Here is a 13697-nt window from a genome sequence, read left to right on the forward strand (position 1 = left end):
ATGCATCATGGGGAACCACAGGCTTATCAGGCCGACCCGGAGCTCGTTCGGTCGCTCGGTCGGGTGGCCGTGTTCATGGGTGGAGATTCCGCTGAAAGGGAAGTGTCCCTGAAAAGCGGCAAGGCGGTACTGGCGGCGCTGGTGTCAGCCGGCGTGGATGCGTTTGCAGTGGACGTCCGCGGCTGCCTGCTGAGAACCGTCGACAACCCTGATTTTGACCGGGTGTTCATCGCGCTGCATGGTCGTGGAGGCGAGGACGGTACCTTGCAGGCCATCCTCTCGCAGGCCGGTATTCCCTACACCGGCAGCGATGTGCTGGCCTCGGCACTGGCCATGGACAAGCTGAGAACCAAGTATGTGTTCGAAGGCTGTGGCCTGCCAACGCCGAAGTTCCGCACCATGTCCGGAGCAGATCAGGCCGAACAGATCATTGGTGAACTGCGGGCGCCCTTGAGTGTGAAACCTTCCCGGGAAGGCTCCAGCATCGGCATCCGCAAGGTACACACGGTGGCCGAACTGGCTGACGCCTACGAAGCCGCCGCCGCGCTGGACAATCTGGTGCTGGTGGAGGAGTGGATCGAAGGGCCGGAGTTCACCGTCAGCCTGTTGCAGGATCGGGCGCTTCCGGCCATTGGCCTGAGCGCAAGCACCGAGCACGTTTTTTACGATTACGAGGCCAAGTACCTGGCAGACGATACCCGGTATCGCATTCCCTGTGGTCTGGCGCCTGAAGACGAAGTCCGTCTTCAGCACCTGGCACTGGAGGCCTTCCGGGTTGTTGGCTGTCGGACCTGGGGCCGGGTCGACATCATGCAGGACAGCGACGGCAAGTTCTGGCTGCTGGAGGTCAATACCGTGCCCGGTATGACGGACCACAGTCTTGTGCCCATGGCTGCGAAGGCCGCAGGCATCAGCTTCGAAGAGCTGGTGGTCCGGATACTGAAAGACAGTCTGGAGGACGCCCATGCTTGAAACACTGCTGATCCGGAGCCGGGCGACTCCGTCCGAGCCCCCGCGACGCCGGGGGGCAACGTCCCTCGGTCCCGAGCGGGACCGGTTTGGCGTGTTGAAGGGTGTGCTGGCAGCTGTACCCTGGCTCCAGGTGGGCATGGGCGCGGTGATTGTGCTGTTGGCTGCACTGGTGCCCTGGGGCACTGGCAAGGTGCTGGGTGCCATGGATCAGCAGATCCTTGCCGTCGATGTGAAAGGAGAACTTGTGGGCGATAGCCGGGTCGCCATTGAGCGCGCCGCTGGCGACTGGATTGGCAAGAGCTATTTCGCCACGGATCTTTCGGAAATCAAAGACAGCCTGGAGCGTCGGCCCTGGGTTGAGTCCGCGGCGGTGCGTCGGGTATGGCCGGATCGCCTGGTGATCGATATCAGGGAGAAGAAACCCCTGGCTTACTGGACCGATGGACGTCTCGTAAGCCGCACCGGTGAGCTGTTCGCGCCGGCGAATCCCGAAGTTGCGGGGCGGTTGCCGCGACTCGCAGGGCCGGATGAAAGGGTGCGGGATGTGATCGATATGGCGCGGGACATGAGCGACAAGCTGGTCGCCCGGGGGCTTGGATTTTCAGGCCTGACGCTGGAACACCGGGGTGCGTGGACCCTGCAGCTGGCCAACGGCATCGAGGTGGTGCTTGGCCGCGATCAGGTGGCGCAACGGTTTGATCGGTTTATCACGGTTTATGAAAACCGACTGGCAGCAAGGTCGGACGAAGTCAGTCGGGTAGATGCCCGCTACACCAACGGTGTGGCGGTCAAGTGGAAGGCTGTCGAGACAGCCTCCAGCCCAAAATCATAGCAACGGTTAATTCAGACCTACGGTTTGGTGGAACACATGTCATCGGTTGAAACGGAAAACATGATTGTCGGCCTCGATATCGGAACCTCGAAGGTGGTTGCGATTGTCGGCAAGCGCAAGATGGACGGCACCATCGAAGTGGTGGGCATTGGTTCCCATCCTTCCCGGGGCCTAAAGCGTGGAGTGGTGGTGAATATTGAAACCACGGTCCAGGCAATTCAGCGCGCGGTGGAAGAGGCGGAATTGATGGCGGGGTGCCGCATTCACTCGGTGTATGCGGGTATTGCCGGCAGCCACATCAAGAGCCTGAATTCCCACGGCATTGTTGCAATCCGTGACCGTGAGGTCACCCAGGCCGACATAGACCGGGTCATTGACGCCGCCCAGGCGGTTGCGATTCCTGCAGACCAGAAGATTCTCCATATTCTGCCCCAGGAGTTCGTGATCGACAGCCAGGAAGGCATCAAGGAACCCATGGGCATGTCCGGTGTGCGCCTGGAAGCAAAGGTGCATCTGGTGACCTGCGCGGTCAATGCTGCCCAGAACATAGAGAAATGCGTGAAGCGCTGCGGGCTTGAGGTGGATGACATCATCCTGGAGCAGCTGGCATCCAGCCACGCCATTCTCACCGAGGATGAGAAAGAGCTGGGTGTCTGCGTGGTGGATATCGGTGGTGGCACTACCGACATTGCCGTGTTCACCGGCGGCGCTATTCGCCACACGGCGGTGATTCCGATTGCCGGCGACCAGGTGACCAACGACATCGCGATGGCGTTGCGCACACCGACCCAGAATGCTGAAGAAATCAAGATCAAGTATGCCTGTGCGCTGACCCAGCTGGCCGGTGCGGATGAAACCATCAAGGTGCCCAGTGTTGGCGATCGCGCGCCGCGGGATCTGTCCAGGCAGGCCCTGGCTGAGGTGGTGGAGCCGCGCTATGAGGAGCTGTTCACTCTGGTTCAGTCAGAATTGCGCCGGTCCGGGTTCGAGGATCTGATTCCGGCAGGCATCGTGATAACCGGCGGTTCCTCCACCATGGAAGGTGTGGTGGAACTGGCCGAAGAGATCTTCCACATGCCGGTAAGGCTGGCCTGTCCGCAGGCAGTCTCCGGTATGACGGAGGTGGTCAACAATCCGATCTACGCCACTGGCGTTGGTTTGTTGATTCATGGTTTCCGCCAGATGGATCTGGGGCGGGCACCGGTGCTCAAGGGTGAAGATGCACCCTCGCTGTTTGAGCGCATGAAAGCCTGGTTTACCGGTCATTTCTGACGGAACCGGGTAGTTAGTACACGAAGGTATCTCGAAAACACAATCTCGAACAAACAGCCCGGAACAAGGGCTGAAAACAGCACGAAGGAGTAGGGGAAATGTTTGAACTCGTCGATAATGTCCAGCAAAACGCTGTCATTAAAGTCGTCGGTGTAGGCGGTGGTGGCGGCAACGCCGTTCGCCATATGCTTAACAGCGACATCGAAGGTGTGGAATTCATCTGCGCCAACACGGACGCCCAGGCGCTGACCGATATGGACGCGCGTCAGATCATCCAGCTCGGTGGCAACATCACCAAGGGGCTGGGTGCCGGCGCCAATCCGGAAGTCGGTCGCCAGTCTGCCCTGGAAGACCGCGATCGTATCGCCGAAGCCATCAAGGGCGCGGATATGGTCTTCATTACCGCGGGCATGGGCGGTGGTACCGGTACCGGTGCCGCGCCGATCGTAGCGGAAGTAGCCCGCGAACTGGGCATCCTGACCGTTGCCGTGGTCACCAAGCCTTTCATGTTCGAAGGCGGCAAGCGCATGAGCGTTGCTGAATCCGGTCTGAAAGAGCTGGAAGAAAGCGTTGATTCCCTGATTACCATTCCCAATGAAAAGCTGCTGGCGGTCATGGGCAAGAAAACCAGCCTGCTGGACGCATTTGCCGCAGCTAACGATGTGCTTCTGGGCGCAGTTCAGGGCATCGCTGATCTGATTACCCGCAACGGTATGATCAACGTCGACTTCGCCGACGTGAAGACGGTCATGTCCGAAATGGGTATGGCGATGATGGGCACCGCCCGTGCCACGGGTGAAAATCGTGCGCGGGAAGCCGCCGAAGCGGCTGTTCGCAGCCCGCTGCTCGAAGACATCAACCTGCAGGGTGCCAAGGGTATTCTGGTCAACATTACCGCGGGCATGGATCTCAACCTGGGCGAATTCTCCGAGGTTGGCGACATTGTGCGTGAGTTTGCTTCTGACTCTGCCACCGTTGTTGTCGGTACCGTTATTGATCCGGAAATGACCGACGAACTGAAGGTAACGGTTGTTGCGACCGGCCTGGGTGGTGATCGTGAGAAGCCGACCAAGGTGGTGGACAATACCCGCACTCTGGATGGAAAAACCGATTACAACCAGCTGGATCGTCCCGCTGTTCTGCGTCGCCGGGCCGTTTCCCATGGAAACGTGGCTATCGACCAGAGCAAGGATAGCGAGGAGCAGGGTGTCGACTATCTCGATATTCCCGCATTCCTCCGTCGCCAGGCTGACTGATAATCTGATGCAATTGTGATCCGGTTGTGGTTCTTGTGCGAAACATGGAACCCGGTATCCGGTAAATACGTGCACTGATTGCCATGGGTTGGATGCTGGATGAACATTCAGCAACAACGGATTGGTTAAATGGTATTCAGTCTTATTTTCTGATATTCTCCGGGCAGATTTTTGCCTAGAATATCGCCTTTTTGTGACGGAATTATGTACCGATGATCAGACAACGGACACTTAAAAACACCATCCGTGCCACCGGTGTTGGCTTGCACTCGGGTGAGAAGGTCTACCTGACCCTCAAGCCTGCCCCGGTGGACTCCGGTATCATCTTCCGCCGTACCGATCTTGACCCGATGGTTGAGATTCGTGCCTGCGCGGAGAATGTAGGTGAGACCATGCTGTCCACGACGCTGGTAAAAAACGGTGTCCGTGTGGCGACTGTGGAGCATTTGCTCTCGGCCATGGCTGGTCTCGGGATTGATAACTGTTTCGTCGAACTAAGTGCCGCGGAAGTGCCCATCATGGACGGCTCTGCCGGTCCTTTTGTGTTCCTTCTGCAGTCCGCCGGCATTGCCGAGCAGGATGCAGCCAAGCGTTTCATCCGCATCAAGCGTGAGGTAACGGTTGAGGAAGGCGACAAGAAGGCGACCCTGCTGCCTTTCGAAGGCTTCAAGGTGAGCTTCGGTATCGACTTTGATCACCCCGTGTTCAAGGGCCGCGCCCAGACAGCAACCGTCGATTTTTCCAGCACCTCCTTTGTCAAGGAAGTGAGTCGCGCTCGGACTTTCGGGTTCATGCGTGACATCGAAAAATTGCGTGCCATGAACCTTGCTCTCGGCGGCAGTGTGGACAACGCCATCGTTGTTGATGACTACAAGATCCTCAACGAAGACGGTCTGCGCTATGACGACGAATTTGTGAAGCACAAGCTGCTTGATGCCATCGGCGATCTCTATCAGTTGGGCAACAGCCTGATTGGTGAGTTCCGGGGGATCAAATCCGGCCACGATCTGAATAACAAGCTGTTGCGCAAGCTCAGGGCAGAAGAGGATGCCTGGGAAGTGGTTACCTTCGATGATGAGGCCACTGCCCCGATTTCCTACATGAAGCCTGTGCTGGCGGCGGGTTAAAGCAGGAGGCTTTAATCCCGGGCGTGGCTAGCGAGTTTTTCGAGAACCTCGCGTAATGCTTTATCCTTCGTGTGCCCGGCTTCCTCTTTGAGGAGCCGGGCATTTTCTTTGCTCAAAGGCTCTTTTTTGAAAACCAGCTTTTCCCGGAATCTGGGCGGGGCAACCTTGACCTTCAGTTTCCAGACGAACCGGAACAGTTCGTTCTCTCGCAGCTTTTCCATGATTTCGTGCTGGCGGAACCGGATCTGACTCGCTTTACCCGCGGTTTCGGTGGTCAGGACCAGCTCTCCGTCCTTGCAGCTGACAAAGCGTGTCCCGTTGAACAGCTCGCTCGGCAGGGCGGCCAGGACTTCTCCTTCCGCCTGTCGATGGAGCTCGGCCTTTGCCACAAGATCCTTCAGTACCGGGGTTCTGCCAAGCTTGTCGAAGGTCATTTTTTGCTCGCTTTTGCGTTTCATGGCGGCGTTTTTACTCGACGGCTGCGTTTACGATTGGTTACACTTCGGCACGGTTTATGCGTAGTGCCTGTATTACACTCGTTTTACATTGTGATAAATGAGTATGTCTACCGGGCGCTGCAATTTTTTCAGTATGTAGCTGTTGCCAAAGGATGGCAGACCCCCTTCGGATTTTTCCGGGGCGCAACACTACAGGATGCGGTTGCGGCTCAACGATGAAACCAGATGATGATATGAACATTATTCTCGTTGGCAAACGCCACGGAAAGTCCCGTGTGCTGTCGATCAACAGCACGCTTGCTGCCTGCTTGCTGTTCCTCGTGCTCTCCCTGCTGGTCGCGGCCGGCTGGGCAGGGTATCAAATGGCTGTGCAGCAGGTAGAGGCCAGAGAGCCCACCAACTCCGAGCTGGTCGCCGATTGGAAACAGAAGCTGGCAGACCAGAAGGCAGAACTGGCCAGTATTGAGGAGAACGTTCAGCAACAGGTTGATGCGCTGACTCTTCGCCTCGGCGAGATCCAGGGCCGTCTCCTGCGACTGGATGCGCTGGGCCAGCGGTTTGTGGAATCCGGCCTCGTGGCCAGTGACGAATTCAACTTCGATCAGCCGGCTGCAGTCGGCGGGCCAGAAGATGCCTTGTCCGGGGATTCCTTCTCCGCACCTGAGCTGACCCGGATGATTGAGGAAATGGAATGGCGAATCGAAGACCGCGAGCAGCAACTGCGGTTGCTCGACCAGCTGGCCTCCAGCAAGCGGCTCGAAGATGAGCTGTACCTGGAAGGCCGTCCGATCACCTGGGGCTGGCTGTCTTCGAAGTACGGTTACCGGTCCGATCCGTTTACCGGCAAGCGGACCTGGCATGCCGGTGTTGATTTGGCCGGCAAGGATGGCAGTGACATTATTTCGGTCGCCGGCGGTGTCGTTACCTATGCCGGAGAGCGCTATGGCTACGGTAACCTTGTGGAAGTCGACCATGGTGATGGTCTGATAACCCGCTATGCCCACTGCAAGACTATCAAGGTGAAGGTGGGCGATGTTGTCCAGAAAGGCCAGGTAGTCGCGCTGATGGGCAGCACAGGCCGTTCCACCGGGCCTCACGTGCACTTTGAAGTCATCCGGAATGGCAAGTCTGAAAACCCGGAAACCTACATCAAGCGGGCGAGCCGCTAATTCGGTTCCGGCCCGCAAGCCGTTGTCAGTACTTTCCCGCCAGTCGGCCTCCGGCCAGTTTTTATCCGTGAATCCGGTGCCTCATCAGCGACTTATTGCGCCTGTGTGAGGCCTACCTTTTGTCCTGTTACAAAATAAGGTTAGAATGCCGGCTTCCTCCGTTTAATCAAAGAAGCAGTGGTCTATGTTCACAAAGCTTGCAACCAAGATGTTCGGCAGTAAAAACGCCAGAGAAATCAAGAGAATGCGCAAGACGGTCATGCGCATTAACGAGCTTGAAGAGCAATATGGCAATCTGTCCGACTCCGAGTTGCAGGGTAAGACCGCGGAGTTTCGTCGTCGGATCGACGAAGGCGAATCCCTGGATGCGCTTCTTGCGGAAGCCTTCGCAACCGTGCGTGAAGCGGGCCGCCGGGTTATGGGCATGCGTCATTACGACGTCCAGCTGATCGGTGGTATCACCCTGCACGAAGGCCGGATCGCGGAAATGAAGACCGGTGAGGGCAAGACGCTGGTTGCTACCGCTTCTGTGTACCTCAACGCGTTGTCCGGCAAGGGTGTCCACGTGGTTACCGTGAACGATTACCTGGCCCGTCGTGATGCCGACTGGATGGGCAAGCTCTATCGGTTCCTGGGCATGCAGGTGGGTGTCGTGGCCTCGGGCCAGCCAGCGGAGGAAAAGCGGGCAGCCTACCAGGCCGATATTACCTACGGTACCAACAACGAATTCGGCTTCGACTACCTGCGCGACAACATGGCGTTCAGTACCGAAGACAAGGTCCAGCGCGGGCTGAACTATGCGATCGTGGACGAGGTGGACTCCATCCTGATCGACGAAGCCAGAACGCCGCTGATTATCTCCGGGGCAGCCGAGGACAGTTCAAAGCTGTACCAGGCCATCAATGAACTGATCCCCAACCTCGAAAAGGGCGAAGTGCCTGAGGAAGGAGAGCCGACCGGTGACTTCACCATCGATGAGAAATCCCGCCAGGTCGAGCTGACAGAGAGCGGTCACGAGAAGGTTGAAGAGCTGCTGCTTGAGCGTGGCCTTCTGAAGGAAGGTGAAAGCCTCTATTCCGCCGCCAACCTCAGCCTGTTGCACCATGTGCACTCAGCATTGCGGGCCCACCACCTGTTCCAGAAAGACGTGGATTATATCGTCCAGGGCGGCCAGGTGGTCATCGTCGACGAGCATACCGGTCGTACCATGCCGGGTCGTCGCTGGAGTGAAGGTCTGCACCAGGCCGTTGAGGCCAAAGAGGGCGTCAAGATTCAGGCCGAAAGCCAGACGCTGGCATCGACCACCTTCCAGAATTATTTCCGGCTGTACGACAAACTGGCCGGCATGACCGGTACGGCAGATACCGAAGCCTTCGAGTTTCGCCAGATCTACGGCCTCGATGTGGTGGTCATTCCTCCCAACAAACCGATCCAGCGGACCGATTACAACGACCTGGTCTACCTGACCCAGGAAGAGAAATTCCACGCCATTATTGACGAGATCAAGGATGTCACTGCCGAAGGACGTCCGATTCTCGTCGGTACCGCCTCCATCGAGGCCTCCGAACTGCTCTCCATGCTGCTCAAGAAGGCGCGGATCGAACACAAGATCCTGAACGCCAAGCAGCACGAATCCGAAGCCCATATCATTGCCCAGGCGGGCCGCCCCGGGGCGGTCACCATCGCCACCAACATGGCCGGCCGTGGTACTGATATCGTGCTGGGCGGTAACTGGGAACACGAAGTTGCCGCCATGGACAATCCCTCAGAAGAGGAGATTGCCCGGGCCAAGGCCGAGTGGACCGAGCGTCACAATCAGGTGCTGGAGGCCGGTGGTCTGCACATCATTGGTACCGAGCGTCACGAATCCCGTCGAATTGACAACCAGCTTCGCGGTCGTGCCGGGCGTCAGGGTGATCCTGGCTCCTCAAGGTTCTTCCTGTCTCTGGAAGACAACCTCATGCGCATCTTTGCCCCAGACCGGGTGAAGAGCCTGATGCAGGCCATGGGCATGAAGAAGGGGGAGGCCATCGAGCACCGGATGGTGACCAACGCGATCGAGAAATCCCAGCGCAAGGTGGAAGGTCGCAACTTCGACATGCGTAAGACCCTGCTGGAATACGATGACGTGGCCAACGACCAGCGCACGGTTATCTACGACCAGCGCAACGAAGTCATGTCTTCCGACGACATTTCGGACATGGTGACGACCATTCGGGAAGACGTTGTCGACTCGCTGATCAGTGAATACATTCCGCCCCAGAGTATGCCGGAACAATGGGACGTCGCCGGGCTGGAAGCACAGCTCCAGTCGGAGATGGCGATTGATCTGCCGGTTCAGAAGTGGCTGGAAGAAGACAACAAGCTGTACGAAGAAAACCTGCGCCAGAAGATTCTCGACGAGATCGTGGCTGCCTACCAGGCCAAGGAAGAGATTGCCGGTTCCGAGGCCATGCGCAAGTTCGAGAAGCAGGTGTTCCTGCAGGTGCTCGATACCCTCTGGAAAGAGCATCTTTCCAACATGGACCATCTGCGCCGTGGTATCCATCTGCGGGGTTATGCCCAGAAGAACCCCAAGCAGGAGTACAAGCGCGAGGCGTTCAACCTGTTTGAAACCATGCTTGATACCATGAAGCGGGATGTTACCCGGGTACTTTGCCACGTGCGTGTCCAGAGCCGTGAGGAGATGGAAGAAGTCGAGCGCCGTCGCAAACAGGAGCTGGAAGAAGAGCTCGCAAAGGCCCGTCTGCGCCACGACGAAACCAGCGCCACGGCCCAGAGCCAGGGTGAGGGTGAGGCTGACGAAGCCCGGCAGTCGACTCCGGAAACCTTCGTTCGACAGGAGCGCAAGGTGGGTCGAAACGAACCCTGCCCCTGCGGGTCCGGCAAGAAGTACAAGCAGTGTCATGGCAAGGTCAGCTGATTCAGAGCACTGACCGCACCATCGGAACCCGCACTCTGCCAGCCACAACTGGTGGGATGCGGGTTTTTTCGTTTTCAGCGGGTCGTGTGTTACCTCGAGCGCACCCCCAGACAAGAGGAGTGGCAGAATGGCGGTAGGTCCGGGAACCTTACCTGAGTTTTATCCGGTAGCCGGAATCAAGGTCGGCATAGCCAGTGCCGGTATAAAGAAGCCGGGACGTAAGGACGTGGTTGTTTTCGAGCTGGCCCCGGAAAGCCGGGTTGCCGGTATCTTCACGAAAAACCAGTTCTGTGCAGCGCCGGTTACCCTCAGCCGCCGGCATCTGGCCGAGACCTCGCCCCGGTACCTCTTGATCAACACGGGCAATGCCAACGCCGGTACTGGTGAGCAAGGTATGCGGGATGCTATGGCCTGTTGCCAGGCCCTGGCAAAGCAGGCGGGCGTCACGGAAGCCGAAATTCTGCCGTTTTCCACGGGGGTGATTGGCGAGCCGTTGCCGGTCCAGAAGATCGTTGGCGCGCTTCCGGAGGCTTTGGCGAACACTGCAGAGAATCGCTGGGCTGAAGCGGCCAGTGGCATCATGACCACGGACACCCGCCCCAAGGGCGCTTCCTGTCAGATTGAGCTGGATGGTCACACGGTAACCATCTCGGGCATCAGCAAGGGTGCGGGCATGATTCGTCCCAACATGGCGACGATGCTCGGTTTTATTGCCACCGATGCCCGGATTGCGCCGGAACTGTTGCAGACGCTTGCCTCGGAACTGGGGGAAAAGTCCTTCAACCGCATCACTATCGATGGCGACACCTCTACCAATGACGCCTGCATGCTGATGGCCAGCGGCCAGTATTCCGGCCCCGAGATCACGGCCTCCAGCGCGGCGCTGCCGAAGCTGCGGGAGGCCTTGCAGGCAATCTATCTGGAACTGGCCCACGCCATTGTCCGCGACGGCGAAGGAGCAACCAAGTTTGTCACCATCGACGTCAGCGGAGCGGCTGGTCAGCAGGAGGCTCTGGACGTTGCCTATACCGTGGCGCATTCGCCGTTGGTCAAGACCGCACTGTTCGCCTCGGACCCCAATTGGGGCCGGATTCTGGCGGCGGTTGGTCGCGCCGGTGTCGAAGGACTGGACCTCAATGCCCTTGAAATCTATCTGGGCGATGTCTGCCTGGTCCGCAACGGTGGCCGGGCCGAGGATTACTCGGAAGCCCGCGGGCAGGCCGTGATGGACCGGGAAGAGATCACCATTGCCATCGACCTCAAGCGGGGTGATGTTCGGGAAACGGTGTGGACCTGCGATTTCTCCCACGATTACGTGACTATCAACGCCGAGTATCGTACCTGAGCATGTCTGCCAGAGAGGCGTCGGTCAAAGAGGTTCACGTTGCCGTGGCGGTCATCGTCCGTGATGGCCGGGTGCTGATCGCCCGACGGCCAGACCACGTTCACCAGGGGGGCTTACTGGAGTTTCCCGGTGGCAAGGTGGAGCCTGGCGAGACGGTTCAGGTGGCGCTTGTGCGCGAAATTGCCGAGGAAACCGGTCTTCACGTGCCGGAGAGTTCCCTGGAGCCTGTTATCGGTATTCGGCACGATTATGGCGACAAGCGGGTTTTCCTGGACGTCTGGGAAACTAGCGCTGCCGAGGGCGAGGCAAGGGGATGTGAGGGGCAGCCCGTGGAATGGCTGACCCCGGAGCAGCTTCGGGATGAGGATTTCCCCGCCGCCAACCGGCCGATCATTCGCGCTCTGCGTCTGCCCCGGCAGTTGGCAATCACCGGTTCCGAGAATGGCCTGGAGCCAGCCCTTGCGCACCTGCAGGAGGGTCTTAGCGCCGCTCGACCACCGCTAGTGCTGCTCCGGGCTCCGGCGTTGAGACCGCTGGCCTATCGGGAGTTGGCGGCGAACGCATTGCCGATTTGTGAAAAGGCCGGAGCTGCCCTGATTGTGCACGGTGGACCGGAGGTATTCCGCGCTATACCCGGCGCCCATGGGCTACACCTGCCCTGGCGCGAGGCGACCAAGCTCTCGGCGAGACCGGTTCCGGAAGATGTCTGGCTGGGGGTTTCCTGCCATGACAGGCAGGAGATCGATCATGCGAAGGCTATCGGAGCGGACTACGTGACCCTGGGGCCAGTCCAGCCGACCGAGAGCCATCCGGGTGCGCCGACCCTGGGATGGTCGGTCTTTGCCGACCTGGTGTCGGAAGCGGTGCTTCCGGTATTTGCCCTGGGCGGTTTGTCGCCCGGCGATCTCCGCGAGGCTCGCCAGCGGGGCGGTCAGGGCATCGCCGGAATCCGCTTCTGGTGGCCGCAAAGCTGACACTTGTCAGCGACGCCGTGGCCATGTCTGTTATGCTGTCGTTCCTGCATTTTTCACCATCTTGCACAACCGATTCCGGGAGAGACCGTGAGTAAACTGACCCATCTCGACGACAAGGGCGAAGCCCGCATGGTGGACGTGACCGACAAGGCGGCCACCGAACGCGAGGCCCGCGCTGAAGCTACCATCCGCATGGCGCCGGAAACCCTGAACATGATTATTGAGGGTGAGCATCCCAAAGGGGATGTCCTGGCTGTTGCCCGCATCGCCGGTATCATGGCCGCAAAGAAAACCCATGATCTGATTCCCTTGTGTCATGCGCTGAACCTGACGTCTGTGAAAGTTGAACTGACTCCGGGCGACGACGGGGCATCTGTACATATTCTGACCCGCTGCAAACTGTCCGGCCAGACCGGTGTCGAGATGGAGGCGTTAACCGCGGCAAGCGTGGCGGCACTGACCCTGTACGACATGTGCAAGGCGGTCGATCGTGGCATGGAGATTGATTCCGTGCGTCTGTTGGAGAAGAAAGGCGGCCGCAGTGGCCACTGGGTCGCCGATAAAGCCTGATCTGGCGGACCGCCGCGCTCGTAAGTGTTGGTTACCAAGACCACTCCGGAGGAGCGACAGTGCCGAGACTACGCCAAGCGGGCGGGCCCGTGATAGAATGCGCGGCCCGATTGACTGAACCACGAGGAAACACTGTGGCTGTTCGTTACATCCAGACCTGCCGGTTGCCGACCCCGTTCGGGGTATTTGATATGCACGGCTTTGAAGAACCGGACACCGGAAAGGAACACGTTGCCCTGACTCTCGGCGACCTGGATAGCGACGAACCCATGCTGGCCCGCACGCATTCCGAATGTCTGACCGGCGACGCCCTCTATAGCATGCGGTGTGATTGCGGCTACCAGCTGGAAGAGGCGCTGCGCAGCATTGCCCGGGAAGGTCGGGGTATCCTCATGTATCTGCGTCAGGAGGGTCGGGGAATCGGCCTGTTGAACAAGATCCGCGCCTACCATCTGCAGGATCAGGGCGCTGATACGGTAGAGGCCAACGAGCGTCTGGGTTTCGCGGCCGATCTTCGTGATTACAGCATGTGCAAGGACATGTTGGAGCATCTCGGTATCAGGAGCCTGAGGCTGATGACCAATAATCCCCGAAAGGTCAAAGCGCTCTCCTCCTACGGCATCGACATTACGGAAAGGGTACCTCTGCACGTGGGCCGCAACCCCCACAATGAACACTACCTCGATACCAAGCAGAGCAAGCTCGGCCACTGGCTGGAGACCCATCAGGATGACGATCCGGAAATCTGAGCTGGATTTGTCGCCACATACGAAAAAGCCCGCGAACTCCGCGGGCTTTT

General features: G+C 58.8%; 12 protein-coding genes. 11 read left to right on the top strand and 1 reads right to left on the bottom strand.

Features of this window, described 5'->3' with window-relative positions:
* The 5 genes from ACP86_RS14255 (at position 1) to lpxC (ending at position 5459) form a co-directional block, all read left to right on the top strand.
* Positions 1 to 972, top strand: a complete 972-nt coding sequence (locus ACP86_RS14255; RefSeq protein WP_053114560.1) for a D-alanine--D-alanine ligase — start codon at positions 1 to 3, stop codon at positions 970 to 972.
* Complete coding sequence (locus ACP86_RS14260) at positions 965 to 1804, top strand: cell division protein FtsQ/DivIB (RefSeq protein WP_053114561.1); 840 nt, start codon at positions 965 to 967, stop codon at positions 1802 to 1804. The genes ACP86_RS14255 and ACP86_RS14260 overlap by 8 nt, the downstream gene beginning before the upstream one ends.
* A gap of 36 nt (positions 1805 to 1840) precedes the next feature.
* A complete protein-coding gene (ftsA, locus tag ACP86_RS14265) occupies positions 1841 to 3076 on the top strand; it encodes a cell division protein FtsA (RefSeq protein ID WP_008176504.1) in 1236 nt (411 codons plus the stop codon).
* A 98-nt stretch (positions 3077 to 3174) separates the two neighbouring features.
* The gene (ftsZ, locus tag ACP86_RS14270) at positions 3175 to 4332 is read left to right on the top strand and encodes a cell division protein FtsZ (protein WP_008176500.1); all 1158 of its coding nucleotides are present in this window, start codon (positions 3175 to 3177) and stop codon (positions 4330 to 4332) included.
* A 212-nt stretch (positions 4333 to 4544) separates the two neighbouring features.
* A complete protein-coding gene (lpxC, locus tag ACP86_RS14275) occupies positions 4545 to 5459 on the top strand; it encodes a UDP-3-O-acyl-N-acetylglucosamine deacetylase (RefSeq protein WP_008176497.1) in 915 nt (304 codons plus the stop codon).
* Between the two features lie 11 nt (positions 5460 to 5470).
* Here the strand turns inward: lpxC and ACP86_RS14280 are convergent, their stop codons facing one another.
* Positions 5471 to 5917 (bottom strand): DciA family protein, encoded by a 447-nt coding sequence (locus ACP86_RS14280; RefSeq protein WP_053114562.1) that lies wholly within the window; start codon positions 5915 to 5917, stop codon positions 5471 to 5473.
* A gap of 215 nt (positions 5918 to 6132) precedes the next feature.
* On the opposite strand from ACP86_RS14280, the gene ACP86_RS14285 reads away from it, so the two are divergent.
* The 6 genes from ACP86_RS14285 (at position 6133) to ribA (ending at position 13647) form a co-directional block, all read left to right on the top strand.
* Positions 6133 to 7086: a M23 family metallopeptidase gene (locus ACP86_RS14285; protein WP_008176493.1), complete on the top strand. Its 954-nt coding sequence runs from the start codon at positions 6133 to 6135 to the stop codon at positions 7084 to 7086.
* A gap of 184 nt (positions 7087 to 7270) precedes the next feature.
* Positions 7271 to 10009, top strand: a complete 2739-nt coding sequence (gene secA, locus ACP86_RS14290; RefSeq protein WP_008176491.1) for a preprotein translocase subunit SecA — start codon at positions 7271 to 7273, stop codon at positions 10007 to 10009.
* A gap of 127 nt (positions 10010 to 10136) precedes the next feature.
* A complete protein-coding gene (gene argJ, locus ACP86_RS14295; RefSeq protein WP_053114563.1) occupies positions 10137 to 11354 on the top strand; it encodes a bifunctional glutamate N-acetyltransferase/amino-acid acetyltransferase ArgJ in 1218 nt (405 codons plus the stop codon).
* A gap of 2 nt (positions 11355 to 11356) precedes the next feature.
* The gene (locus tag ACP86_RS14300; protein ID WP_053114564.1) at positions 11357 to 12328 is read left to right on the top strand and encodes a Nudix family hydrolase; all 972 of its coding nucleotides are present in this window, start codon (positions 11357 to 11359) and stop codon (positions 12326 to 12328) included.
* An 87-nt stretch (positions 12329 to 12415) separates the two neighbouring features.
* Entirely contained in the window at positions 12416 to 12898 is a 483-nt protein-coding gene (gene moaC / locus ACP86_RS14305) for a cyclic pyranopterin monophosphate synthase MoaC (RefSeq protein WP_008176486.1), read from the top strand.
* 134 nt (positions 12899 to 13032) lie between these two features.
* Positions 13033 to 13647, top strand: a complete 615-nt coding sequence (ribA, locus tag ACP86_RS14310; protein WP_008176485.1) for a GTP cyclohydrolase II — start codon at positions 13033 to 13035, stop codon at positions 13645 to 13647.
* The last annotated feature ends 50 nt before the right edge of the window (positions 13648 to 13697 follow it).

The sequence above is a fragment of the Marinobacter sp. CP1 genome (assembly GCF_001266795.1).
GTDB classification, from domain to species: domain Bacteria; phylum Pseudomonadota; class Gammaproteobacteria; order Pseudomonadales; family Oleiphilaceae; genus Marinobacter; species Marinobacter flavimaris.